Genomic DNA, 25123 nt, shown 5'->3' on the forward strand with positions numbered 1-25123 from the left:
GAATGAATCAGCCTTTTTTTACCGTTTAATCCAATTTTTCAAACAATGAATTGGCAGTTGTCTTCAAGACAGCATTTAGATCCTCAATATTCTTGCGTCCTTCTTGATCTAACCATTGCTTGCCAGCAACTTCCCCCTCTTTGGCAAATGGTTCAATCGCACCTTTCCAGGTCGCCCGGCCGCAAAGAACCCCGTTAAAGGTTGAATTAGCTTCCGCAGCAAATCTTAAGGTTCGCTGGAATAATTCAGCACTGACCCCAGCGCTTAGAAAAATGAACGGAACATTATTCGTCAATTCAGTTTGCTCTTTGAAATAACCAGCGGCTTCTGCTTTACTGTATACGGTTTCATCTGTTTCACCATAACCCGCAACATAAGCCATATTGACCGGAACTTCAACTTTTAAGACATCAACCAGATAACGTTCCTTGGCAAATTCTCTGATCATTTCATTGACTTTATGCGGTTTGACCTTCGCATATTCTTTGCCCTTGGTATCTGCAATCTGGCTGTCATATGACATTAGCTCTAAGAAAAATGGCAAGCCAACTGCTGCACTTTCAGCGCCAACCCGTTCAACGAAAGCTTGTTTGCGACGATTAATTGTTGCTGGTTCATCAACATCATAATAGAGCATAAACTTAACAGCATCCGCACCGGCTTCCTTCAATCGCAGTGCCGACCAGTCGGCCAACAGATCAGGCATTCTGCCTGGTTCAGTCGTATCATAGCCCGTCTTTTCATAAGCTAACAACAACCCTGCATCCTTATCGCGTAATTTGGAAGCCGGTAAGCCATACTCTGGATCCAGCAAGATGGCTGAAGCATAAGGTGTCAACTCACTGGAGATCGCCTTTTTAAATTCAACAATATCAGTTTCATTGCTTGGCTTGCCAGCAGCTTGCGCCAGCATTTTTTTCAAGGAACCCCGCTGATCAATTGCTAGTGCAGCAATGACGCCATTTTGGTTAGCAAGTTGCTTTAAATATTCTCTCTTATTGTTTTTCATTTTTTACCATCCCATCTTATGCTTTATATTGTTTGAAAAGTTCAACTATTTGATCACTTGTTTGGCTAACTTTTAATTGATCAACAAAATCCTGATGCATCAAAAGCTTGGCGGTACTTGATAAATAATTCAAATGTGATCCATTATCTTTTTGCGGAATCAGAAATGAAATAATCATATCAACTGGTTTGCCATCAAAAGTATTCCAATCTACCGGATCTTTCAGCTTAACTATCAACATGCTTGATTGTTTGATCGTATTATCCTGAGCATGTGGAATTGCAATCCCATTTTCCATGCCCGTCGATCCTTCATGTTCACGCTTAACGTATTTGTCATAAACCAAACTTGCTGAGCTCGCCAAACCTAAGTTAACAGCTTGGTTAGCTAAATAGTGCAAAACCTCTTGCTGATCTTTAGCTGTTACGTTTAGAAAGACATTTCTACGATTTAAAATTTCACTTAAATCACTGCTGGTTTCTTCTTTTGCAGTTGCCTGATGTTCTTCGCTAAGATTTTCTGATGGAGTTTCAGCAATTGAGCTGGTTCCGGTAATCAAGTCCATTCCACCAGCACTTTCAACCACACCACCATGCTTTTTGTATTGCCGACCAGCAATCATCGCCAGCAAAGCTCCAGAAGCGATTGACCCAATCAAGATAAACAGCACCCACAAAAATGGATGATTGACTAACGGTAAGATGATAAAACCACCGTGGGGAGCTGGGTCACTGATCTTAAACATATAAGACAAAACTGCCGCAATCGATGAGCCAACCATAAAGGCCGGAATGTTTAAAAACGGGTTCTTAGCAGCAAACGGAATTGCTCCTTCGGTAATATGTGTTGATCCTAAAAGAAAGTTGACATAGCCTGCGCTGCGCTCGTTTTTTGAATATGCTTTTGAATTCATCAATACAGCAAAACCAGTAGCTAAAGGCGGTGCAATACATGCGGCAGAGACACCAGCCATAAAGTAATAATTCCCTTGAGCTAACAAAGCTGTCCCGGTTAAATAAGCTGCTTTATTGACTGGTCCACCAAAGTCAAAAGCACACATACAACCAATAATAATTCCCAAAATAATTGGATCCGCATTTTGCATTCCCTTTAGAAAGTCCATCATGCCAACGTTTGCTGTTTTAACTGGCGTCGAAATTAAGTACATAATCAATCCAGAAATGAGAACACCTAATACAGGATAGAGAAAGATTGCTTTTAAGCCCCGAAACTCTTTGTCCGGAATTGGTTTTAAGAGCTTTTGTAATAAAATGACAACATATCCTGCTAAATAGCCACCAACAATCGCACCAATAAAACCAGTGCCATAATTATAGGCAATCATCCCAGTTGCAAAACCAACAATCAATCCTGAACGTTTACTAATTGCTTCGGCAATATAGGCACATAAAACTGGTACCATCAAATTCATTGTTGTACTACCGATCGTATTTAAAATATAAGCAAATTGATTGTATTGCGAAGATTTTGGATCTGCTGAATAAATTCCCCAGAAAAATGAAACAGCAATCAAAACCCCACCAGCTACGACCAGTGGCAACATATGAGAAACACCATTCATCAGTGAGGTGTAGATTTTTGTGACGACGCTCTCATTTGTAACCGAACTAGCTGACTTGACCTGTTTTCCACCAGTTGCCTCATTTGCTTTGTAAATCGGCGTTCCCGCTGAGAGCGCCTTTTCAATCAATTTTTCTGGTTCACGGATTGCTCGAGCGACGGGAACAATAACTACCTTTTTCCCAGCAAAGCGATCTGCATCAACATCGATATCTGAAGCCACAACCACCGCATCGGCAGCAGCAATTTCTTCCTGGGTTAAGGCATGCTCAATCCCAGTTTGTCCATGAGTTTCGATTTTGATCGTCATTTTCATTTTCTTGGCTGCTTGTTCTAGTGCTTCTTGGGCCATATAAGTGTGGGCAATTCCAGTTGCACAACCAGTTGCCCCGATAATTTTGTAATTGGCCATTTTAAAAACCTCCTTTAAAAAATTTTAAAAATTACTTGACTCAATCTTTATTTGTTTCTCCAATTCTTTAGCAGTTGCAAAATTAGTAATCCACTCTTGTCTGGCGGCATCACTCCCAGCTGCAATTGCTTTCTTTAAAGCACTTTTCAAATCCTGTTGATCAATTAAACTTCCAATAAAAGTCCCTAACATTGAATCCCCCGCACAGGCTGTATTTAGCGCTTTAATCTTGGGAGCGTTTCCAAAAAAAATCTTATTTGGAGTAATTAGTAATGCTCCTTTTGATCCTAGGGAAATCAGCACCATTTGGGCTCCTTTAGTAACTAAATCTTTGCCTAATTCCACTAATTGTCCTTGATCAAGTGGTCCCGACAGATTAAACCATTTTTTGATCTCATCTTCATTTGGCTTAATGATCCATGGATGATATGGCAAAATATCCATAACTTGTTGATAACTGGTATCAACTACCAGCCGTGCTTGTTTCTGCTCAGCTAATTTGGCAAAAGCTTGTAAAATATCAGGTGAAATCCCAGCTGAAAAACTACCGGAAATACAAATTAGATCATTCTTTTTCAACCTTTCTTTGAAATAGGCTAATAGCTTATTTTGTTCAGCTAAGGTTACTTTTGGTCCCGGGTTGACTAATTTATATTCCTTGTTCTCACGCTCCACTCTGGCAAAAACATTAATCCTAGTTAATCCTTGACTTTTGGTAAAGTAATATGGTATATGATTAAGTTGAAGTTCATTCTTAATATACTCAAGGGTGAAACCACCTCCTATTCCCGTAGCTGTGGTTGAAATCCCTAGTCTATTTAGAATAAAGGAAACATTGATACCTTTGCCATTGGCTTGTAGATCGTATCCATCGGTTCGATTGACACTATCTGCTGCCAACTCCTTTGTATTAATAAAAAGATCGATTGCTGGATTAAGTGTTACCGTATAATTCAACCAAATCTACCTCCTCTCATAAGTTGTTTTTTATTAACCTTACATTGTTAATTCTAATTACTTGAATTTGAAAATGTTTTCAGTTTATGATGATGATTAGCAATTCGCTGAAAATAGTTTTCTAAATTGGAGAAGGAGCTTATGAATAATACATTAACTAGTGCCGAAAAGCATTTATGGGATTTAATTCAAAATGAATCTCAAAAAGTTTCCGAAATGTCGATCACCAAATTAAGTGAGTATGCCAACGTTTCAACAGCAACGATTGTCCGTACGATGAAAAAGATGGGTTATTCTGGCTATACTGATTTCCGCCATGAACTTTTAGGCCGCGAGAAAAATGGACCAAGATATAAAATTCTAGCTCAAGCTGACAATGCTATTAAATCAGTTATCATAAAAAATGAAATTGAGGTTAATAATACTCTTAAAAATTTAGAAATTGGGGTAATTGAAGATAGTATTCGACAAATACAAGTTGCTAAAATGATTTATATTTTTGCTCGTGGCTTATCTGAATCACTTGCTAGAGAATTACAAATGAAATTGCAACTGATTGGCAAATACGCTGAAGTACAAACTGATCCAAACATTATCCAAACTGAAGCCAAAAAAATCCAGCGGAATTGTATCGTGATTTTTATAACTTTAAATGGTGAAACACCCGAACTTGTTAAAGCAGCCAAGCTATTAAACCAACATGACGTAACTAAAATTGTCTTTACGACTAATGAAAATTCTTCGATTGTTAGCTACGCTGATTTACTGTTCTTAGGGTTTAAATCTGAGAACTCCTATTTTCAAGAATATGAGGTCCATTCGCGCTTGCCATTACAGATCATGACGCGAATTTTGATCGACAGCTATATTGTTAGAACCAAAAAATAATAAAGGCCGTTAAACCTGCTCCCCATTGAGGATCAGATTTAACGGCCTTTATTATTAATTAATTGATCTTGAAAACTTTGACTAAATCAAAATACTTTTGAAATTTTTTTGGATCCACACAGCCAGTTGCCGCTTCCATTGCATTTAACATTCCTAAAGTCATCGAAGTCTTAATGACATCAACCGGCTCTCGGTGTTGACTAATTCCAACTGCTAAGCCAGCTAACGATGCATCACCAGAGCCAACCGGGCTAACTGCCGCAACCTTAGGAATCTCAGCGCGATACAGTTGGTCTCCATATTTGACGATTGCTCCATTGCTTCCTAATGAAGTTGAAATCCATTTAAGCTTCGCAAAAGTCGGAGTTCTCAAAAGCCGAGCGACTTCTTCGGTATCTTGATCATCAATCTTTTTATTGACCAAAGCTCCCAATTCAGCAGCATTAGGTTTGATCAACAATGGCAAAGAGTCACTTTTAACTGCTGCTGCCAACGAAGCACCTGAAGTATCAAGTAAAATTGCTACGTTTTTTTGAGTTGCCAGTTTGATTAACTCGGTATAAAAATCTGGTGACAAGCCTTGCGGTAAACTGCCGGAAATCGTGACCAAATCTGATTTGTCTAAAAGCAGATCAAAGTCTTTTAAAAAAGTGGCTCGTTCAATTGCAGTAATTTTAGGACCTTTTTCTAAAACCTCTGTCTGTTTTCCACCATCATGCAACAAAGCAATCGAATTGCGAGTTTCCCCAGAAATTTTAGTGAAGTCAGCTGTAATCTGCTCTGCGGTTAGCTTCTCTAAAATATATTCACCAAACTTGCCGCCTAAAAGACCGGTTGCAGTCACATCATAACCCATTTGATGAATGACACGCGTTACATTCAGGCCTTTCCCACCGGCCGTTTTATTGACAGCTTTTGCCCGGTTTACCTGATCGATTTGTAAATGGTCTAAATCATAAGCCATATCAATCGAAGGGTTCATCGTTACTGTTAAAATCATTTAATCACCTTTCCTTGTCAACTTAAATTTGTTCCAGCTTAATTAATTTTCCGGAAACTCCTTCAACGATCCCAGCGGCTAATTTATCTTTGCGAACGGCATGGGCAGCTTGAAATTTATTCTTCTTAACGATCCATTTATTCCGTGACTCAAAATCCGTTGGTAAAGGCTGGTTTGTTCCTCGCAATACAATTACGACAGCTTTAAAGCCTGCTGGATGAACCTTGATTGGACTGTAATGCAAAGTATCACTGTACATTTCGACTATTGAACCAGCCGGAATAAAAAACAATTTGGCATCCTCAGCCGCATCGAACAGCCCAGCTTTGATCTGCGACCGTTTGCCGAGTACCATTACAACATCCGTCAACATAAGATTGACTTCGCTGCCTTGGTGAAATTCAACCGCCGAAAAGCTTTGAGCTTGCCCAGTACATTCTCCAGCAGCTATCTCCATCCCCGCATAAACATCCTGGCCGATCTTTTGAATCACAGGCAATTTTTCAAGTTCAGGATTGGAAGGATTATATGAATTCCCATCTTCACCATAAGAAACATTTTTTTTAAAATAATCTTCGACTGTTTGTAAATCGTAACCTGCTAGCAAATTACCATAATTTTTAAAACTGGCTTGACTAATTTTGGTAATTTGATAGTCAGGATTTTTTTGACGCAATTTTGTTAATACTTCTTCATTTGTCATTTTAAATTACCTCTTATTATTTGAGCAAAATTTCATACTGAAGCAGCTGTTTTTGCTTTGGTCCTAATTGCTGACTAGCTTCCTTATGTTGCCAATCTACTGGCTCGCCTAAAACGTCTGGCAAACCACTAAATGGTTCAATACACAAAAACGGCAAATTCTTAGTTTCCTTGGTCCATAAACAGACATTCTTAAAATCGCCCAAGTTGATCAATACTGCATGTGATGACCGTGTCGATGTCAATTCAACTTGCTTTACCTGCTGATTAGCAATAATTCGCAACCCTTGAGCAAATAAATCATGATTTAAAGTAATTGTTTTCGAAGCAGAAAACTTTTCAATTTTACCAGTTCGATATGGTGCCGGGGTTTTGATAATTTCATAATTAGCCAATGGCAACTGAAAATTTCCCGTGAAGCTTAACCGATAATCATTAAAAGTTCCTTCATCATTCAGCGGTACATTAAATGCTGGATGAGATCCGAGTGAAAACGGCATTGATTCAGCAGAATTGTTCTTGACCGCAAAAGTTAGCGCGAGGCCATTTGTTAAAAGCGCAAAGGTTACCTCTAATTCAAATTCGAATGGATACATTTTCCGAGTTTCGGCATTAGCTTCAGCTCTTAAAGTAACTATATTTGGCTTTAAATTACTAACCTCAAATTGCTGTGCAGCAATAAAACCATGTTGCGGCATAGAATATTTTTCCCCGTTTAATAAATACTCATCATGATTTGATCGACCAATCGCTGGAAACAAAATCGGAGCGTGTTTATTCCAGGCCGGATTGTTCCAAAGATAATCAAAATTAAACTTTTTATTATAAAGATGCGTCAACTGAGCACCCTGGAGATCGATCACCGCTTGAAAGGTGTTATTTTCAATTTTAATCATTTGCTTTTCTCCTAATCTTGCTAAATACGTTTAAAAAAAATAAGAGAAGCTTATGGTAGTAGCATCCGCCCGCTTCTCTTATTTAACTATTCACTAATCCAATTTTTCAAACAATGAATTGGCAGTTGTCTTCAAGACAGCATTTAGATCCTCAATATTCTTGCGTCCTTCTTGATCTAACCATTGCTTGCCAGCAGCTTCCCCCTCTTTGGCAAATGGTTCAATCGCACCTTTCCAGGTCGCCCGGCCGCAAAGAACCCCGTTAAAGGTTGAATTAGCTTCCGCAGCAAATCTTAAGGTTCGCTGGAATAATTCAGCACTGACCCCAGCGCTTAGAAAAATGAACGGAACATTATTCGTCAATTCAGTTTGCTCTTTGAAATAACCAGCGGCTTCTGCTTTACTGTATACGGTTTCATCTGTTTCACCATAACCCGCAACATAAGCCATATTGACCGGAACTTCAACTTTTAAGACATCAACCAGATAACGTTCCTTGGCAAATTCTCTGATCATTTCATTGACTTTATGCGGTTTGACCTTCGCATATTCTTTGCCCTTGGTATCTGCAATCTGGCTGTCATATGACATTAGCTCTAAGAAAAATGGCAAGCCAACTGCTGCACTTTCAGCGCCAACCCGTTCAACGAAAGCTTGTTTGCGACGATTAATTGTTGCTGGTTCATCAACATCATAATAGAGCATAAACTTAACAGCATCCGCACCGGCTTCCTTCAATCGCAGTGCCGACCAGTCGGCCAACAGATCAGGCATTCTGCCTGGTTCAGTCGTATCATAGCCCGTCTTTTCATAAGCTAACAACAACCCTGCATCCTTATCGCGTAATTTGGAAGCCGGTAAGCCATACTCTGGATCCAGCAAGATGGCTGAAGCATAAGGTGTCAACTCACTGGAGATCGCCCTTTTAAATTCAACAATATCAGTTTCATTGCTTGGCTTGCCAGCAGCTTGCGCCAGCATTTTTTTCAAGGAACCCCGCTGATCAATTGCTAGTGCAGCAATGACGCCATTTTGGTTAGCAAGTTGTTTTAAATATTTCTTCTTGGTTTCTTTTGCATTCGCTACAAAACTCACTAATTCTCTCCTCCAATCTTAATCGTGATAAAAGCCTTCAGCCCATAATTTCATTTCATGATCAAAGAAGTGTGGATTATCATGCTGCTCAGCGTTATCTTCTTCAACTTGATTGATTTTTTCGATCAACTTTTTGTTTGCTGGTGTTTCATGATATTCAGCCTTTAAAAATGTTGCCACAATATCTTCAGCTAAATGTTCACCAACAACTGCTCCGCCAAACGAAATAACATTGGCGTTTAATTCCTCTTTTGCATACTTTGCCGAAGCAACGTCACCAACTAAAGCTGCCCGAACGCCAACATTCTTATCAGCCGCAGTTGAAATGCCAACCCCAGTTCCACAAAGAACTACTCCTAAATCAGCTTTTCCATCACGAACAAGATCTGCAACCTTTAATCCATAAATCGGATAATGTGTTCGCGTATCGTCGTAAGTTCCAACATCAATTACTTGATGACCGTTTGCCTTTAGAAAATCAGAAATCTGCATTTTAACATTTGTTACAATATGGTCATTACCAAGTGCAATAATCATTATCTATTCCCTCCAATTATAACAACCAACATTTAAGTTCCTAAATTAATACATTTTTTCCAGCATATCTAACCGAATCTGATGACGCCCGCCTGCATAATTGACGCCCAAGTATGATTTAACAATATTCTCAGCTAATTTAGGCCCAACAATTCCCGCGCCAATTGCAATCGCTTTGGCTCCATTATGTTGGGTTGTCATATGGGCTGTGTTTTCTTCAGAAACATTTGCCGTGACCATGCCATGAACTTTATTGCTAGCCATCGCAGAACCAACACCATACTCATCAAACATGACTCCGCGATCAGCTTCTTTTGATAAAACTGTTTTTGCCAGTTTGACAGATGAATCAACAAAGTCGTCTGCTGGTTCTTCAGTTAAATCTAATACATCATAGCCACCGTCAATCAAAAACATTTTAATATGCTCTTTTAAATCAAATCCTGCTTTATCTGATGCTAATGCCACTTTCATTATGAAACCTCCAATTTAAAACCTTGATCAGTCACTAATAATTACATTCGTAAACTGTTGATAATGTTTGATTTTTTCAATGCCTGCTTCTTTATTAGTTATCAAATAATCAATATCATACAGATCATAAAATTTGTAAAAATCATCTTTGTTGAGCTTATGATAATCAGCAACGATAATTTTCTGATTTGCATTATTCAAAGCGATTGCTTGGGAACCACCTTCTTCCGTGCTTGCTGTCATGATACTGTCATTTCGAATACCATTAACGCCAATGAATGCGCGATTAAACTTCAGTTGTGATAATGTTGAACTCGTTAAACTTCCGATAAAGGCTCCTGAGCGTTCACGATAAGTCCCACCAATTAAAGTTAATTCAACTTGATGATTATCTTTAAGTGTTTCAAAGATTGGTAAACTATTGGTAACAACTCGTAAATGGTCAATGTCTTCAATGTACTTGCACATCAATTCAAGGGTTGTTCCAGGACCAATATAAACTGTGTCGTTATTTCTCAATAACGAAACTGCCTTTTTTGCGATCGCAATTTTTTCAGTAATATGAATTTCTTTCTTCTCAATATGTGAAAGTTCGGTTGAAGCTTCACTTTCAATACTTTGTGCTCCACCGTGAATCCGAATAAGTTTGCCACTGCCAGCTAACTCATCCAAATCACGACGAATCGTCATATCAGAAACATTTACCTTATTGATTAAATCGTTGACAGTTACAATTCCTTTTTCATTCACTAAATCTAAAATAGTCATTAATCTCTCTTTTTTTAACAAGTGCTGCACCTTCTATTAACAATTTTGTTTGCATGTGTTCTGTTGTGTTCATAATTGTTGATACATTCTAGATGCTATCACTTTGCCAAAAGAGCGTCAAACAACTCAATCGATAATCGATAAACTTTAATCAAATTCTGTATTTAATATTGATTGCTTTATAACTGCAATAAAGTGTAGCAATCGTTACGATCGATTTAACAATTACATTGGGGAAGATCATCGCAATAACATTAATTAAAATCACGATCATCGCCCATTTTAGTACGCGTCTTAATTCATTTGAACGAGTCATACTTATACACCTCTTCATTTTCGAGCTGATTATTTAGCTGCCTTTTCCTCTGCGTAAGCAGCATTACGTTTCTTCATTTGCTTCGCATACCACCAGAAGATCAAGCCATAAGCAATTAGTGCTAAGCCTGCATATAATAGAAACATAATTTGACCAGTTGACGCTTTACCAACTAAATAAGCCAGATACTGTTCGATAGGACCTTCTTTGGTTGCTTCAGCAATTTGATGTCCTTTTGCACCTGAAGGAAATGCTCCAACTTGTTTAGCAACATGAGTAATGAATGGTGAAGAAAGTGTGCCAGCCCACAAGAAGATTGGCATTTCAATTGCTCCAATTACAATCATTCTGATGATTTTACCACGAGTTACGACCAACAATGCCGGAGTAACGCCCATAGCAATAATTGATCCTAAAGGCATGATATGATTACCAGGCAAAACTAATGCTTCAATCAACATTATAGGTGCTAAGAAGTTAGCTGCTGCCCAAATTTCAGCACGGCCAGCAACGAATGGCCAATCCAAGCCAATATTGAACTTCCGACCCTTTAAACGCTTAGTAGCAAAATCTGAAATACCTTGTGATAATGGTTCAACAGCAGCGATAAACCACGAACCAATCTGACTAAATAACTCCAAGCAGACACCGCCTGTAAATGCTAAAGTAAAGATTTCTTTTGCATCCTGGCGGCCAATTAAGCCAACAAAGATACCTAAATAGCAACCGATCGCAAAATGACTGCCCCAAAAACCAATTCGTTTGTTTAATTCAGCTGAATCAAAATCATACTTATCTAACCAAGGAAACAGCTTATCAAATAGCTTATCAAAGACCATAATAACTGGATTCATCATGTAATTTAAATGCGTAGTCGTCATCGGATTATCATCTGGTGCATCCAGTAAATCATTGAAGGTCGGCTTCATTAGATCGGAGTTGATAATCTTCAAAACTCCAATGTAGATGATCAGAATCGTTGCAACTAAAAGATTTGCGCCAAAATACATCGCCATTAAAGCTGTAAATGAAAGATGCCAAATATCAAAAATGTCTACATCAAGTGTGTTGGTTTTATTCAAGAACAACATAATGATGTTTACAATTATCATAATTAATAAGAAAAACAATGTATAAGGTGAACCCCAAGTAATCGTAGCTAACGGTGCCCAGCCAACGTCAATAATTTTTAATGAAATTCCTGTTGATTTAACAAATGCATCCAAAGGAACTTGATAAGCGGTTGTCAAAATATTGATAATATCACTAATCGCGGTTAAAGCGATCGCTAATTTAATGCCGCCTTCAAGAGCTCGCGTCCATTTAACACCAAAGAGCAATGCAATCAGTGTTAAAACAATCAGCATAATGGGAGCAGCACCTAAATTGATAATTGGTTTAAAAACCGTATTAGATACTGAAATTATAGTTTGTAGCATTTTCTCACACTCCTAATGTGGTTATCCCCAAATTATTTAAGGCCCTTTTCTTTAATAACTGCTTCAATCTTGTCATAGACCGGTTTTGCCATTGTGGGAATACGATATAAAATCGGTCCGGCATCAACGATAGGAACTTCTGGTTGAAATCCTAAGTCAGTTTTTGCAATTGGTGTAAAAATATCATAATTTTTAAGCAGATCTGGAGTAATATCTTTCACCATCACTGCATCTGCCTTCAAATCATAACCTCGGTTTTTAAATTCAGTTTCAAGCGCATCTTTAATTTGATGACTTGAATTAACTCCAGCACCGCAAGCAGCCAATACTTTGATCATAATGATTCCTCCAATACTTGTTATTTAAAATTATTATCCAAAAAATTGAAAATCTGTTCGCTATTTTGCAATTTAAAGAATGACTTTAACTCATTTTTAGGAGTAGTAGTCAAAAAGTTCATAATTTGTGCTAAAACATTTGCCTGTCCCTCTGGATCGTTGTTTAAGATCATAAACAAAAAACTTACCTGTAATTCTTTTTCAGGATCAATCATATTGAAAAATCTTATTGGGTTTTGTAATTTAACTGGTATTACCTGTCTAGTATTTACAAACTCACCTTCCGTATGCGGAATAGCAACATTTGGAAAACCTGGATCAACTACTGTTAAATCGATACCTGTTGGATAACTTTTTTCACGCAGCAACAAATTCTTCAAAAAATCATTTTTTACTAAGTCCTTTTTTAATAAACTTTGTGCTACCTCCTGAAACACCTCCTCTTGACTGGTTTCATTTGAAATAAAAACATTTTCTTTTACAAACAGCTTTTGATTTTCCTTAGTTTCCAATTCTTCACCTCCTTGTTTTTTTATGATTGATTATGTTTTATTTTGTTTACAAATACATAGTAATCGCTTTCAGTTTAAATGTCAACAACATTTTAAATCATTTTTCAATGATATTCCTGGTTTAAAAACAAAAACCAACTAGAATTACTTGCTGAACTACTAATTTCCATTTGATTTTAAAAGCTTATTCCTTTTCATATAGCATATTTTTAAAAACATGTGTAAACTAAGGTATAAATAGACCAAGGAGAAAAAATAATGAATAACAAAAACAAACAAAATCAATCAAGTAATCAGTTTGAACACATGGAAAAAATAGCTGAAGCAATCGTGATGATCGGAATTTTTTTAGGAATTAACGTTTGGGCATTTTCGGGTAAATTTTTTTGGGGCTTAATTGTTTTTATTGTCTCGATTTTCATTGCACAGTATTTTTTTTGGAAAAAAGGGTAAATCATTCTGAAAAAAACCTTACCGAACAAAGAAGGAAATTTTTATTTTAAAATTGCCAAGATGCAGCAGCAACTAACTAGAAATTTATCATTGACTATTTCACCCAGTTTATCGGAATTTTTATTACCAAATTAACTTGATTCTTTAGATTATAAATTCATTGAATAATTTTTGTAAGCGTTTTATAATTGATTTAGTTACAAATGTAACTAAATCATGCTCAAAAATCAAGGAGGGATCTTCATGTATTACAGTAATGGTAATTATGAAGCATTTGCCCGGCCGAAGAAGCCGACAAATGCGGTGGAGAAGTCAGCGTATATTGTTGGGGCTGGACTTGCTGGTTTAGCTGCGGCCGCATTTTTAGTTCGTGATGGTCAAATACCTGGAAATCAGATCCACATCTTTGACGAACTCGCACTTCCCGGCGGCAGTATGGATGGAATTTTTAATCCCCAGCGCGGCTATATCATCCGTGGTGGTCGTGAAATGGAACCTCATTTTGAAACTCTCTGGGATCTTTTTCGGTCGATCCCGACTTTAACTAATCCTGATGTTTCCGTTCTTGATGAATTTTACTGGCTCAATAAAGCTGATCCCAGCAACTCGCACGCTCGAATAATTGAAAATCGTGGGAAGCAACTCGCCAATGATGGACAGCTAACACTTTCACGCCGCGCAATTGAAGAAATTGTGCAGCTAGTGATGACTCCGGAAAACCAGCTTGATAACGTTAAGATTAATGAAGTTTTTGATCACGAATTTTTTAAATCAAACTTTTGGTTATATTGGTCAACGATGTTTGCGTTTGAGCCTTGGGCAAGTGCCATGGAGATGCGTCGTTACCTATTGCGCTTTGTTCATCATGTCGGAGCTTTACAAAATATGACAGCTTTAAAATTCACTAAATATAATCAGTATGAATCATTGATCAAGCCATTAATCAAATATCTTCAGGATCATGGCGTTGATTTTCAATACAATACTATCGTTGATAACATCATCGTTGAACAACATGATGCGCAAAAACAAGCTGTCAAAATGGAGTTGACGGTTGCTGGTAAAAAGCAAGAACTGGCTTTAACAAACGCTGATCTGGTTTTTGTCACAAATGGTTCAATTACCGAAAGTACGACTTATGGAAATAATCATCAGCCTGCACCACAAGCTCATTCTATCGGCGCCAGCTGGAAATTATGGGAAAAATTAGCAGCTCAGGATCCGGCATTCGGCCAACCAGCTAAATTTTACCAACAGATTCCTGAAGCTAACTGGGTGATTTCAGCCACCTGTACCTTCAACGATGACCGAATCATCCCTTATATCCAAAAGATCACTGGCAAGGATCCCCACAGTGGGTCAATTGTTACCAGCGGACCGGTAACAATTCGGGATTCTAACTGGCTGCTAGGAATTTCAATCAGCCGCCAACCTCATTTTCAACAGCAAAAGTCCAATGAATTGATTGTCTGGCTTTACGGTCTGTTTTCTGACCAACCAGGAAATTACGTTCCAAAAAAAATTGCTGACTGCAACGGTCAAGAAATCTGCGAGGAATTCCTTTATCATATTGGTGTTCCAACTGACCAAATCGCTGAGATTGCTCAAGCTGCCAATTCGATTCCAATTCATATGCCGTACATTACTTCCTACTTCATGCCACGCCAAGCTGGTGATCGACCATTAGTTGTCCCAAATGGCTCTCAGAATTTAGCATTCATCGGCAATTTTGCTGAGACGCAGCGTGATACAGTCTTTACCACCGAGTATTCAGTCCGGACAGCGATGGAAGCTGTCTACCAATTATTGAATATCGACCGTGGGGTGCCGGAAGTCTTTGATTCTGCTTTTGACCTGCGAACGATTTTAAATGCATTATATTATTTGAATGATCAAAAAGCTCTGAGCGAGTTGCCGTTAAGTCAAATCGAAAAAGTCGGTTTAAAAGCTTGCTTGAAAAAGATCCATGGTACTTATTTAGAAGAGATCCTACAAGCTGCGAAGTTGCTTTAAAGATTAACATACGACCTTAGTTTATCTAAAATATCGGTAGCTATATCATCCGAGGAGGAAAAATTATGAAAAAAAAGGCGTTATTGCTAATACCTACAGCAATCGCTACTGGCATTGTCGTAAGCCGATTGCTGACCAAGAAAAAATGTCATCATTGTCACTCAAAGTCTGGCTGTTGTTCTAAAAAGAAAGCCATTGTCCATAATGAACCGGTTTATTTACGTGAAACCGAGACAGCTGGCCATGGGCTTTATTAAATTTGATCTTTCGCATTAAAAAAGGCTCCTGTCGCAATCAAGTGACAGGAGCCTTTTGGTTAGAATTTATTGGTTTGTTGGAGATCATTTTTGATTTTTTCAGCTAAATGAGCAGCCAGTTTGGCAGCCGAGTACCGATAATTAGTTTGTCGCCAATATAACAAACTGGCAAAAATTGCCCCGGAATAATAAGCAATTGCCAAAGGAGATGGCGATTGTTGTTTAAAGCGTGTTTTAAAAAAGTCCAGAAAATAATCGTTTTGCTTAGCCAAGGCGAACCCCTCAATTGACGCATTGACAATTGCTGACAAAACTTCTGGATGATTTTTAAAATAATTAAAATAAACTTCCAGCAGCTGATTTAAACAGTGTAATTGGTGAGTAGTAATGTCAGCAATAAAGCGTGTATACTCCTTTTGAATAAACTTATTCAAAATATCTTCTTTGCTTCGATAGTTTCGATAAAATGCCATTCGTGAAATTCCAGCCTGGTTAGCAATATCAGTAATTGAAATTTCAGAAAAATGCTGTTGTTGCATCAATGAAAACAAAGCCTGTTCAGCTTTGGCTTGCGTCCGTATAACCCTTTTATCCATATTTACCGTCTCTTTGCTAATAAATTCGTCTAACTTTGATACAAATTCAATTCTAATTATACATCACTAAAAGTCTTGAATAATCATTGAGTATAAAAAATGAAGAACCATGCTATCTCAAATGATACTTTTGAAATAAAAGCTTTTTATAATACTATTAACAGGACTAAAAAGTTCTCGCTAAAAATGGCTAAAGTAACTATCCATAAATCGTAATACTGCAGTTAGATATGGTGTCCTAAAAAATTAAATTATTTTACAAAAATTAATTAAAAACAAACTCAATTCGTCAATTAAGTCTTGATGATTATGGCTTTTTGCTGAAAAAAGCACAATTGAATTACCAAATGAACTAAAAAATCCAATCTATTTATTAACAAACACCCCGCAATCACTAGATTTCTTGTCTAATAACTGTGGGGCATTTTGTTTCTTATTACTATGTTTTGCTTGAAAATTTTTAAAAACGAAAAAATGTTTCTTTCATAGTTTGAACTAATCAAATAAAAAAGGTGCAACGAAAAAGTTGTTTGCGAAATTAAAGCTTTTCCCGTTTTTGAATTAAGAAATTTTTCTCAGTTACTAGATGAACATTAGGCCTGCCAATCAAAAAACCGAATGGTGGGATTTTGTAACACGCCCAAGCTATTAAAAACGAAACCAAAATGACTAGCATCCAGCCAATCGGAATCAAAATCGCCAGCAATAGGTTTGATAATTGAAGTGATTTTAACAAATATTTAACGCATAATAGACCTATCGTTTGAGTCAAGTACAACCCGTAACTGACCTTGACTAGATTATTAGCCGAGTTTTCAAACCATTTTGAAAATCCATACTTAGCCCGATATTGCGCATATTTTTTCCCAATCCAGTAGATTACCAACAACATTACTGTATCATAACAAGCAATATACGGCTGATGAAGTGATAACGCGTGATTAGTGTCAAGCTTTAAAATCTGCTGATTCCAGATCCGAAAATAAAATATCATGCCGATAGCCATCAGAAAAGCAAGCAGGCCAAGTTTACGTATATTTTTCTGCAGGAAGTCATATGTTGCTTGATAGTGCAAACAGACATATGTACCCAAGATAACATAGAACTGATAAGCAAAGATATTGACACTGACAGCTTTAAACCAGTAGGGCCAGTTAGTTTTGTCGAATAATGGCAAAGCAAACTTGATAAACAAAACGATTAAAAGTTGGCAGCCAAAACTAATTAACAAGATACGTTCATGTTTATCAGCAAATTTTTTAAAAAGCCAAACGACTATTGGAAATACCAGATAAAGCTGCATGACCAACAGCATATAATACATATAAAAACTACTGCCGTGCATAACAATCGTTAAATATTGGCTACCAAAGTTCCCCAAGCTAAAGATTGATCCCCCAATGGCAATCATCAGCAGCATTAATAAGGCATTCCAGGATAAATAAGGCCAAAGACTCCCATTGAACCTTTTTTTAAAAAAAGTTTTCCAGTCATTACGATTGTAATAATTCAAGGTCAAAACAACGCCACTGATAAAAATGAATCCCATTCGGGTAAAATGAAACATTACCCGCAAACTGCGAACTGTTTCATAAGTCTGATCATGAATCATTGCGTTGGTAAATTGATTAACAGTATGATTGAAAAGAACACCGAATGTAAAAAAGATCCGCATAAAATCAATTTCATACAAATGAACTCGGTGCTTACGCTTAGTTGTTATTGCCTCTTTCAAAAAATCACCTTTCTATTTGTTGATTTACTATTATTTTAACAATCAGAAAAGTATTTTTCTGATTGAAAAATTGAAGAATCAGTGATTTTCTTTTGAATCCTGAAAAAATTAAAACATGAGTCTTAATCTATTCTTATATTAGGTAAATTCTTCTGTAGCTACTGCCTACAGAATATTTTCTTTAGTAATAGCTTCTTGAATATTCTTAACCAAAAAAGCAATCATAAATAAACTACAAATATCCAGTTCCATTAGTTCCATTGTTGGGTAAAAATCAATAAACCCACCAGATGTCTTAAACTAACAAATCATCAACTGACGTAATCATATCCCTAAGAAGTTCTTAGCTTGCAAAACACTAATTAAAATATTCATGAAAAATACCGCAGATAAGCAACTAAGTTCTTTCTAACTTAATTTGACATTTCAAGAGAATTAAAAATTCTTGAACTTGATAAATTACAGCGTTTAATGGAATCTAAAAGCAACTCATTCCAATATTTCATCAAGAATCTTTTCCGCAATTAGCGCTTTTTTTTCTTTAGATTCAAAAGTATCAACCCTTTGATATGGATTGTAAAAAATTTTTTTAATTGTTTGATCTTTAATCAAAATAATGCGATCAGCCATTCTGACAGCTTCATTAATATCATGGGTGACCAGAATCGTTGTGACTTGTTTTTGTCTACAAATATTTAAAATCAAGTCCTGCATTTTACGTCTTGTCAATGCATCCAATGCGCCTAATGGTTCATCCAACAGCAGTAGCTCAGGATCAGCAAATAACGCTCGTGCTAAAGCCAGTCGCTGCTTTTGACCCCCAGAAAGTTTTGACGGATAAACATCAGAATATTCGGTTAAGCCAACTAATTTCAATAATCTTTTTGATTTTTCAACTACTTCAGGTTTTTTTTACAGCAAAAGCAACATTTTCTAAAACCGACATCCAGTTAAGCAATCGATCTTCTTGAAACATCATTCTAGAATGAACGTTCATTTTTGTGATGATTTGGTTATGTTGCCTGATTTTACCTGAATCAGGCTGTTCAAGACCGGCGATCATTCTTAAAAGAGTACTTTTGCCACCACCGCTTTTACCAACAAAAGCGATAAATTCATGCCGATAAATGCTTAAGTCAACATTTTGCAAGACAAGATGGCTGCCATAGCTTTTTTTTAAATTATTGATCGTTAATAATGCTTTGTTCGCCATTTTTGTTCCTCCTAATTACGCCAATCCAAAAATGAGTTTTCCAGTGATTTTGCAATCACATCGGATAATTTTCCAAGCAAAGCGTAAACTAAGATACATAGGATGATTGTATCCATATTCATGAACTGTTCAGCGTTTGTCGACATATAACCAATACCTGAACTGGCAGAAATTGTTTCAGCAACAATCAAAGTTGTCCACATAACACCTAAAGCATAACGGACGCCCATTAAAATCGTCGGCAAAGCAGCTGGAAAGATTATTCTTCTAATCAATGCAGCCTTTTTTAATCCATAAGCTTTTCCCATTTCAATCAACCGATAATCAACTGAAGTAATACCATGATAGGTATTGATGTATATGGGAAACATGCAACCGATGGCAACTAAAAAGATTTTAGCTGATTCACCGATACCCATTACTAAAATTACTAGAGGGATCAAGGCCAAGTGAGGTATGTTACGCAGCATTTGAATGGTGCTGTCAAATAGAAGCCGGGAGATTTTTGAAATTCCATTAGTAAATCCAAGTACAAATCCAATTCCACCACCAATCACAAACCCAAAAACAGCTCGATAAAGACTAACACTCATATTCTTAGGCAGCTCACCACTCTTAGTTAAGCTTACCCCGTCTTGAATCACGCTTAGTGGTGAAGGTAACAGTGAAGATGAAACCCATCCAGTACTGACTACTAACTGCCAAAATAAAATAATGGCAGTTGGAATAAGCCATGGGACTATTTTTTCAAAAGAAATGCTTCGTTGGTTTGAAACGGATATATCTTTCATAATGAATTGTCTCCTTAAATCCACGCTAAAAATAAAATTTTTCAAAGAATTGACATTGGTTGTTGCGACTTTAAGCAAATATTTTGAAACTTAATTTAAATATTGGACATACTTATTAATATTAACATGTTTGCTTAAAATGTTTTCTTCATAAAATTTATCAGCAATTTTTTGTTCTTTAGTCACATAGGACTTTTTCATTTTGTAAAGTCCATATGTTTGTCGTTCAACAGTTAATTTAATTGCTTTTTTCGGAACACTCAGAATATTCGATAAAATATTGGTGACCTTGGTATGATGGTGATTTATCCAAGTCATTTCCTGCTCACCATATTTAATTAGCAATTTACTGATTGATCGGTGATTTTTAGCATAACTAGTTGGTGAGACAATAAAGCTACGATTGAGCGCTTTAGTTTCTTCACCATTAGTCAAAACTTTAGAAGAACTGGATAATTCAGCTTTTGCCGCCATAGGATCCCAGGTTGCCCAAGCATCTACTTTCCCTTTTGAATAAGCAACGGCGGCCGCATTTTGATCCAAGTTGACCCATTTGACATCGTCAACACTTAAACCGGCTTTTTTTAAAGTTTGAAAAACCATATATTGAGAACTGGTACCCTTAGTGTATGCAATTTTTTTGCCTTTCAAGTCCTTAAGTGAATTGATCCCTGAATCTTTTTTGACTAAAACTTCACTGTTTTTTGCTTGGGTATTTCCCGCAGCCACATATGTTAATTTAGTGCCTGAAGCTAATGCAGAAATTGGAGGGGTATCGCCAACAGGTGCATAATCGACATCTCCGGTTGCTAATGCTTCCAGCATAGCAGCACCATTTTGAAATTCCTTGTACTTAATTTTGTAGCCTTTCTTTTCCATTTCTTTTGCAAATTTTCCTCGACTTTTAATAACGTCCCAAGCACTGCCTGGCTGATAGCCGATGATAACAGTTTTAAGATTTGAACTGCTGTCTTCGTTAGTCTGTGACCAGCCATAAAAAATCGCTGCAAAAACTAAAACGATTAAACCAAGCAACCACCATTTTTTCTTATGCTTCATAAAAGTATATACACTTCCCCATTAATATTTGGAAGATCTTTAGTTTTTCTCAAAAAACTTTGCTGTTACTTCAGATAATCAACATGCTTGTTGATAGTAACTTGTTTTTTAATAATGCTTGATTGATAGAAGGTATTGGCAAGTGTCTGCTCTTCTTTAACATAAGCTTTGTTCATCTTATATATTCCAAACACACGACGGTTAACTGCCAGAGTTACAACCTTTTTGGAAAGTTTCAAATCCTTGACCAGCAATTTAATAACTTTAGCGTGATGCGTATTTGCCCATTTCATATCCTGCTCACCGTATTTGATCAATAATTTGCTAAGAGCACGATGATTTTTAGCAAATTTGCTAGGTGAGACAATAAAACTCCGATTAACTGCACCGGTTTGTTTCCCATTGACCAGCAACTTTGAATTCTCGGTTAACTCAACTTGAGCAACAGTTGGGTCCCAATTGGCCCAAGCATCTACTTTTTCTTTCGAATAAGCTACGGAAGCAGCATCTTGATCAAGATTTACCCAAGTAATATCGTCAGTACCTAATCCCGCTTTCTTCAAAGCTTTGAGAACCATATATTGAGAACTTGTCCCTTTAGTATAAGCAACACGCTTGCCTTTCAGGTCAGCTACAGAATTAATTCCGGAATTTTTTCTGACCATAATACCACTGCCTTTTTCTTTAGTGCCACCAGCAGCTATATATGTCAGCTTTGTTCCAGAAGCCAGAGCAGAAACAGGGGGAGTATCTCCAACACGAGCATAATCAACATTTCCCGTAGCAAGAGCTTGCATCATAGCGGCTCCATTTTGAAATTCCTTAAATTTAACTTTATAACCTTTCTTTTCCATCTTCTTAGCAAATTCCCCACGGCTTTTGGCAATATCAAATTCATCACCGGCCTGGTAACCAATAGTAACTGACTTCAGACTGGAATTATCATCCTCATTTGTTTGCGACCAGCCATAAAAAATCGCTGCGATTACAATAATTAATAAACTGAGAATCCACCATTTTTTTCCTTTTTCCTTCATAATACTTTTAACACATCCTTGAATAACTTTTTAAATATAATTACGCTTTATTTTTTAGTGGAATAATTAAATTATTCCATATAAAAGAATACACATCACGATCGTCAAAGGATTGACAAGAAATCATTAAATCTTCTTTTGGTAAAACAAAAATGAATTGTCCATACTTGCCATCCGCCCGATATGAAATCAGATCATCATTAATTTTAAAACCATAGCCGTAACCATTGCCTGCATCCGCATTGATTGTATGTAACTCATTTTTAGTTGCTAATTCTAAGTACGATTTGGATACAAGCTGTTGTCCGTTAAACTTTCCTTGATTAAGCAGCAGTAATCCAATTCTAGACATTTCGTCAATTGTCAAAAACAAACCGCTTGCCCCTATCGTATGACCTTTAGGACATTCCAACCAGTTTGGATTTCCAATATTTAGTTTATCAAATAATCTAGGTTGTAAAAATTCAACTAATTTAAGATGCGTAATTTTTTCAATAATACAACTTACGAGATATGGGCCAAAATTATTGTATTTAAAAACCATGCTAGGCAGATCTGTAAATTCACTTTTGAAGAAATAATCTATCCAATCTTTAACAAAATATCTTTCTTTATCATCTAAGAAAAAAAGAGAATCTGCTAATCCGGTAGTCATCGTCAACAAGTTTTCAATTTTGATCTTAGATATTATGTTTTTAGCTTTAACAAAATCATATTCTGGAAAGAATTTATAAAGATTATCATTTAAATTAAAGAGTCCCTCATCAACTGCAATACCAGCAGCTATAGCAGTAACACTTTTACTAACTGAATAAACATTTAATCTAGTTTTTTGTTCTATACGGCTATACTCTCCTATTTTTTGACTACCGCGATAAATTTGCAGATAATTTATTATGATATTTTTACTGAATGCGTTTTCTACAAATTCATTAACTTCCTTCATTTTTCACCATCCTTTCATAAGCTTCAAAAGTTAGTACCATTATACAAAGTATTTTTTCAATAGTCTTTCAATTACTAAAAAAATACTTTTATATTCATATTTATTTCAATAAATGATCATAACTTATACAAAATTAAAACTTTTAATACTTTTTAGTACTCTGTGAGGAAAGTATAAAATAGTTTGTGTAAATGAGAATACCTTTCCCCTGTAAAATCAAATTATTAATCGAAAAGTGATTCTAACGTGTCCTTGGCTTGACCAAAACCACGATGGTTTCGATTGAAGTATTTCTTGTTGTAGCTTATGACTTGAACTCCAATAAAATTGTCTAAAGACTTTTTGTTTGGGAACTGTTCTTTGGGTTTGGTCTTGCGTTTGATTCTTTTGTTCAGTGATTCTAAGATATTGGTTGAATAAATCGTTGGTCGAATAGCAGGAGGAAAACTCAGGAAAGCTAAGAGTTCATTTTCAATGAATTTAAGCTGCTTAATCAGATTAGAATAAAGCTGAATAATCGTTGTTTCTAGAACACCTTGGCGACGAGAATAAGCTGGCAGTAAGTGATTATGAAATTGGCCCTGACGATCACGTGGTACAGCAATCTTCAACTTGCCATATTCAGAGTCAATTAAACGATAATCCTGGCCATTACGAGAATTACCCGAATTAAAGCCATTGCGGTCATAAGGATCATAACCAAGTAAAGCTGTTAGTTCAGCTTGCAAGATTTGATTAATAGCCGTTTCGAGTTGTTGACGAAAAAGTTCTTTAACATCACCATTTGACAAGAGAGTTTTGATTAAATCTTTGGTAAACTGATCCATGGGGAATCCCTCCGTTTTGGTTTGACGATTTAATCATACGGGGAAGGGATTCCCTTTTCAATAGGATTTTTATTCATTTACACAAACTATTTTATACTCTCGTCAAATTATGTTATTTCTAACTTAATTTGACATTTCAAAATATAAACAACACAAGGGACATAGTAAGCTTCACTTATAACTATGAATCAAAAAGTTTTCAATTAATAACAATGTACTGACATTTTTCAATTTTTATGAAGTAATCAATCTTTGCACTTCTTTTTTGTTTCATGTTATAATGAATTTGCAAAAAGATGTGAACATTATAGACACCAAAGCCCCTAACGATTCGTGGTCGTTAGGGGCTTTTTTAGTGAGCTAAATGTCGCCTATTTAGTTTTACTTGCGGCGCTTACGCTTTAGCCAATCAGTAAACCACGCTGTTATTAGCGCAACCACAAGGGGGGCAAAAAGATGTGAAAACAATTATAGACACCTCCAATCTGTCGCAGATTGGATAGGCGACCGTTTTATTATATCCTAATGGTCGATTAATTTGAACTTAATTTGTTTTAAATTTCTCTTGAACAGCAAGCGTGTTTGCTAAAGATTCTATATCTAAATTTTTCCCAAATCATCTTGATAATCGGTTTCAAGGACAAGTTCCTTTACTGTGCCACTCATAGTTTGATATATGAAATAAATATAAACAGACTTTTTATTAACAAATTGCTTTAGTACCTTGTGATTAAGCATAAGGCGATTCCTAACCGCGTCTAAAAAGTGGCCTTAATAATAAGAGTTCTCATTTCGTAGCTCTTGATGGAAATAAAACCAGTTTCCGTGATTTTATCACTATTTTGGATATTCACCATTTCAAGGTAAGGATATATCCCTTTATCTTCATCTTGACTTTTAAAGTTCTTAGAAAGTATGTGATATGTCCAGGACTTTGTCCGCACCCCCGATTCAAAAATATGGGCCACCTTTATGTCAGAACTCTTTTAATTGTAAAATAAAGAAGCCCCTATTCAGAGGGCTCCATGGCTCCACCAATCCGATTTTGACGGAGGGCCTTAAATTGCACCTTTAGCTGAATTTTACTGACTATTAATCCACAGGAGTTGTGGCGGAATACCTTCTGCTTTTTGAGTTTTTTATCTCTTGAATTGTCAAATTAAATGCAACACTTTACCAAAATAGACCTCATATGGTGTGCGCCAATCCAAACATTTTTTTGGACGGAAATTTAATTTGTTGACTATTCCCTGAATTTCATCGTTTGTCTTG

25 protein-coding genes and 2 pseudogenes are annotated in these 25123 nt (G+C 36.5%); 4 read left to right on the forward strand and 23 right to left on the reverse strand.

The annotated features are described in order from the left end of the window. Window positions 1-25: 25 nt before the first annotated feature. Genes lacD (KH893_RS08550) through pfkB form a run of 3 tightly spaced genes read right to left on the reverse strand, consistent with a single transcriptional unit; the run spans window position 26 to window position 3959 of the window. Window positions 26-1009 carry a tagatose-bisphosphate aldolase gene (gene lacD, locus KH893_RS08550; RefSeq protein WP_281165736.1) on the reverse strand — a complete coding sequence of 328 codons (984 nt, stop codon included), beginning with the start codon at window positions 1007-1009 and terminating at the stop codon, window positions 26-28. 16 nt (window positions 1010-1025) lie between these two features. Next, complete coding sequence (locus tag KH893_RS08555) at window positions 1026-3002, reverse strand: fructose-specific PTS transporter subunit EIIC (protein ID WP_281165737.1); 1977 nt, start codon at window positions 3000-3002, stop codon at window positions 1026-1028. A gap of 24 nt (window positions 3003-3026) precedes the next feature. Further along, the gene (gene pfkB / locus KH893_RS08560) at window positions 3027-3959 is read right to left on the reverse strand and encodes a 1-phosphofructokinase (RefSeq protein ID WP_281165738.1); all 933 of its coding nucleotides are present in this window, start codon (window positions 3957-3959) and stop codon (window positions 3027-3029) included. 141 nt (window positions 3960-4100) lie between these two features. On the opposite strand from pfkB, the gene KH893_RS08565 reads away from it, so the two are divergent. Continuing rightward, window positions 4101-4847, forward strand: a complete 747-nt coding sequence (locus KH893_RS08565) for a MurR/RpiR family transcriptional regulator (protein WP_281165739.1) — start codon at window positions 4101-4103, stop codon at window positions 4845-4847. 58 nt (window positions 4848-4905) lie between these two features. Here the strand turns inward: KH893_RS08565 and KH893_RS08570 are convergent, their stop codons facing one another. The 11 genes from KH893_RS08570 to KH893_RS08620 all read right to left on the reverse strand — a co-directional run bounded on the left by KH893_RS08570 (window position 4906) and on the right by KH893_RS08620 (window position 12924). Beyond that, window positions 4906-5847 (reverse strand): hexose kinase, encoded by a 942-nt coding sequence (locus KH893_RS08570; protein ID WP_281165740.1) that lies wholly within the window; start codon window positions 5845-5847, stop codon window positions 4906-4908. Between the two features lie 22 nt (window positions 5848-5869). After that, the gene (locus KH893_RS08575) at window positions 5870-6550 is read right to left on the reverse strand and encodes a DUF4867 family protein (RefSeq protein ID WP_281165741.1); all 681 of its coding nucleotides are present in this window, start codon (window positions 6548-6550) and stop codon (window positions 5870-5872) included. Window positions 6551-6566: 16 nt separating this feature from the next. Beyond that, window positions 6567-7445, reverse strand: a complete 879-nt coding sequence (locus KH893_RS08580; RefSeq protein WP_281165742.1) for an aldose 1-epimerase family protein — start codon at window positions 7443-7445, stop codon at window positions 6567-6569. Window positions 7446-7538: 93 nt separating this feature from the next. Continuing rightward, window positions 7539-8540 (reverse strand): tagatose-bisphosphate aldolase, encoded by a 1002-nt coding sequence (lacD, locus tag KH893_RS08585; protein WP_281165743.1) that lies wholly within the window; start codon window positions 8538-8540, stop codon window positions 7539-7541. A gap of 18 nt (window positions 8541-8558) precedes the next feature. Next, complete coding sequence (lacB, locus tag KH893_RS08590) at window positions 8559-9077, reverse strand: galactose-6-phosphate isomerase subunit LacB (RefSeq protein ID WP_281165744.1); 519 nt, start codon at window positions 9075-9077, stop codon at window positions 8559-8561. A 45-nt stretch (window positions 9078-9122) separates the two neighbouring features. After that, a complete protein-coding gene (gene lacA, locus KH893_RS08595) occupies window positions 9123-9551 on the reverse strand; it encodes a galactose-6-phosphate isomerase subunit LacA (RefSeq protein WP_281165745.1) in 429 nt (142 codons plus the stop codon). Window positions 9552-9578: 27 nt separating this feature from the next. Then, window positions 9579-10340: a DeoR/GlpR family DNA-binding transcription regulator gene (locus KH893_RS08600; protein ID WP_281165746.1), complete on the reverse strand. Its 762-nt coding sequence runs from the start codon at window positions 10338-10340 to the stop codon at window positions 9579-9581. A 130-nt stretch (window positions 10341-10470) separates the two neighbouring features. Next, window positions 10471-10635 carry a hypothetical protein gene (locus KH893_RS08605; RefSeq protein WP_281165747.1) on the reverse strand — a complete coding sequence of 55 codons (165 nt, stop codon included), beginning with the start codon at window positions 10633-10635 and terminating at the stop codon, window positions 10471-10473. A gap of 29 nt (window positions 10636-10664) precedes the next feature. Continuing rightward, window positions 10665-12074 (reverse strand): PTS galactitol transporter subunit IIC, encoded by a 1410-nt coding sequence (locus tag KH893_RS08610; RefSeq protein WP_281165748.1) that lies wholly within the window; start codon window positions 12072-12074, stop codon window positions 10665-10667. Window positions 12075-12106: 32 nt separating this feature from the next. Next, on the reverse strand, window positions 12107-12412 hold the full coding sequence (locus tag KH893_RS08615; RefSeq protein ID WP_281165749.1) for a PTS sugar transporter subunit IIB: 306 nt from the start codon (window positions 12410-12412) through the stop codon (window positions 12107-12109). A 20-nt stretch (window positions 12413-12432) separates the two neighbouring features. After that, window positions 12433-12924, reverse strand: coding sequence for a PTS sugar transporter subunit IIA (locus KH893_RS08620; protein WP_281165750.1), 492 nt, complete (start codon window positions 12922-12924; stop codon window positions 12433-12435). Window positions 12925-13182: 258 nt separating this feature from the next. Here KH893_RS08620 and KH893_RS08625 point away from each other — a divergent pair, with 258 nt between their 5' ends. From KH893_RS08625 to KH893_RS08635, 3 genes are all read left to right on the forward strand, one after another. After that, window positions 13183-13377, forward strand: a complete 195-nt coding sequence (locus KH893_RS08625) for a hypothetical protein (protein ID WP_281165751.1) — start codon at window positions 13183-13185, stop codon at window positions 13375-13377. Window positions 13378-13620: 243 nt separating this feature from the next. Then, complete coding sequence (locus tag KH893_RS08630) at window positions 13621-15390, forward strand: oleate hydratase (RefSeq protein ID WP_281165752.1); 1770 nt, start codon at window positions 13621-13623, stop codon at window positions 15388-15390. Between the two features lie 65 nt (window positions 15391-15455). Beyond that, on the forward strand, window positions 15456-15647 hold the full coding sequence (locus KH893_RS08635; protein ID WP_281165753.1) for a hypothetical protein: 192 nt from the start codon (window positions 15456-15458) through the stop codon (window positions 15645-15647). A 59-nt stretch (window positions 15648-15706) separates the two neighbouring features. Here the strand turns inward: KH893_RS08635 and KH893_RS08640 are convergent, their stop codons facing one another. The 9 genes and pseudogenes from KH893_RS08640 to KH893_RS08680 form a co-directional block, all read right to left on the reverse strand. After that, window positions 15707-16243: a TetR/AcrR family transcriptional regulator gene (locus KH893_RS08640; RefSeq protein WP_281165754.1), complete on the reverse strand. Its 537-nt coding sequence runs from the start codon at window positions 16241-16243 to the stop codon at window positions 15707-15709. A 538-nt stretch (window positions 16244-16781) separates the two neighbouring features. Then, window positions 16782-17978 (reverse strand): acyltransferase, encoded by a 1197-nt coding sequence (locus KH893_RS08645; RefSeq protein WP_281165756.1) that lies wholly within the window; start codon window positions 17976-17978, stop codon window positions 16782-16784. Window positions 17979-18467: 489 nt separating this feature from the next. Next, window positions 18468-19191, reverse strand: a pseudogene (locus KH893_RS08650) (ABC transporter ATP-binding protein). 11 nt (window positions 19192-19202) lie between these two features. Next, window positions 19203-19982, reverse strand: coding sequence for an ABC transporter permease subunit (locus KH893_RS08655; protein WP_281165757.1), 780 nt, complete (start codon window positions 19980-19982; stop codon window positions 19203-19205). Window positions 19983-20072: 90 nt separating this feature from the next. Continuing rightward, window positions 20073-21041: an aliphatic sulfonate ABC transporter substrate-binding protein gene (locus KH893_RS08660; protein ID WP_281165759.1), complete on the reverse strand. Its 969-nt coding sequence runs from the start codon at window positions 21039-21041 to the stop codon at window positions 20073-20075. 65 nt (window positions 21042-21106) lie between these two features. Then, a complete protein-coding gene (locus KH893_RS08665) occupies window positions 21107-22078 on the reverse strand; it encodes an aliphatic sulfonate ABC transporter substrate-binding protein (protein ID WP_281165760.1) in 972 nt (323 codons plus the stop codon). 40 nt (window positions 22079-22118) lie between these two features. Continuing rightward, a complete protein-coding gene (locus KH893_RS08670; protein ID WP_281165761.1) occupies window positions 22119-23024 on the reverse strand; it encodes a serine hydrolase domain-containing protein in 906 nt (301 codons plus the stop codon). A gap of 224 nt (window positions 23025-23248) precedes the next feature. Further along, entirely contained in the window at window positions 23249-23851 is a 603-nt protein-coding gene (locus KH893_RS08675; RefSeq protein ID WP_281165762.1) for a transposase, read from the reverse strand. Window positions 23852-25005: 1154 nt separating this feature from the next. Continuing rightward, window positions 25006-25123: pseudogene (locus KH893_RS08680) on the reverse strand (IS30 family transposase); the annotation flags it as partial.

The organism is Liquorilactobacillus sicerae, from assembly GCF_029916425.1.
GTDB lineage: Bacteria > Bacillota > Bacilli > Lactobacillales > Lactobacillaceae > Liquorilactobacillus > Liquorilactobacillus sicerae.

Coding starts and splice junctions, on each gene's coding strand:
- KH893_RS08665 (WP_281165760.1), bottom strand. CDS start 22,078: ATGAAGGAAAAAGGAAAAAAATGGTGGATTCTCAGTTTATTAATTATT.
- lacA (WP_281165745.1), bottom strand. CDS start 9,551: ATGAAAGTGGCATTAGCATCAGATAAAGCAGGATTTGATTTAAAAGAG.
- KH893_RS08675 (WP_281165762.1), bottom strand. CDS start 23,851: ATGGATCAGTTTACCAAAGATTTAATCAAAACTCTCTTGTCAAATGGT.
- KH893_RS08630 (WP_281165752.1), top strand. CDS start 13,621: ATGTATTACAGTAATGGTAATTATGAAGCATTTGCCCGGCCGAAGAAG.
- KH893_RS08570 (WP_281165740.1), bottom strand. CDS start 5,847: ATGATTTTAACAGTAACGATGAACCCTTCGATTGATATGGCTTATGAT.
- KH893_RS08635 (WP_281165753.1), top strand. CDS start 15,456: ATGAAAAAAAAGGCGTTATTGCTAATACCTACAGCAATCGCTACTGGC.
- KH893_RS08660 (WP_281165759.1), bottom strand. CDS start 21,041: ATGAAGCATAAGAAAAAATGGTGGTTGCTTGGTTTAATCGTTTTAGTT.
- KH893_RS08555 (WP_281165737.1), bottom strand. CDS start 3,002: ATGGCCAATTACAAAATTATCGGGGCAACTGGTTGTGCAACTGGAATT.
- KH893_RS08605 (WP_281165747.1), bottom strand. CDS start 10,635: ATGACTCGTTCAAATGAATTAAGACGCGTACTAAAATGGGCGATGATC.
- KH893_RS08670 (WP_281165761.1), bottom strand. CDS start 23,024: ATGAAGGAAGTTAATGAATTTGTAGAAAACGCATTCAGTAAAAATATC.
- KH893_RS08575 (WP_281165741.1), bottom strand. CDS start 6,550: ATGACAAATGAAGAAGTATTAACAAAATTGCGTCAAAAAAATCCTGAC.
- KH893_RS08565 (WP_281165739.1), top strand. CDS start 4,101: ATGAATAATACATTAACTAGTGCCGAAAAGCATTTATGGGATTTAATT.
- lacB (WP_281165744.1), bottom strand. CDS start 9,077: ATGATTATTGCACTTGGTAATGACCATATTGTAACAAATGTTAAAATG.
- KH893_RS08640 (WP_281165754.1), bottom strand. CDS start 16,243: ATGGATAAAAGGGTTATACGGACGCAAGCCAAAGCTGAACAGGCTTTG.
- KH893_RS08655 (WP_281165757.1), bottom strand. CDS start 19,982: ATGAAAGATATATCCGTTTCAAACCAACGAAGCATTTCTTTTGAAAAA.
- lacD (WP_281165736.1), bottom strand. CDS start 1,009: ATGAAAAACAATAAGAGAGAATATTTAAAGCAACTTGCTAACCAAAAT.
- KH893_RS08615 (WP_281165749.1), bottom strand. CDS start 12,412: ATGATCAAAGTATTGGCTGCTTGCGGTGCTGGAGTTAATTCAAGTCAT.
- KH893_RS08610 (WP_281165748.1), bottom strand. CDS start 12,074: ATGCTACAAACTATAATTTCAGTATCTAATACGGTTTTTAAACCAATT.
- KH893_RS08625 (WP_281165751.1), top strand. CDS start 13,183: ATGAATAACAAAAACAAACAAAATCAATCAAGTAATCAGTTTGAACAC.
- KH893_RS08580 (WP_281165742.1), bottom strand. CDS start 7,445: ATGATTAAAATTGAAAATAACACCTTTCAAGCGGTGATCGATCTCCAG.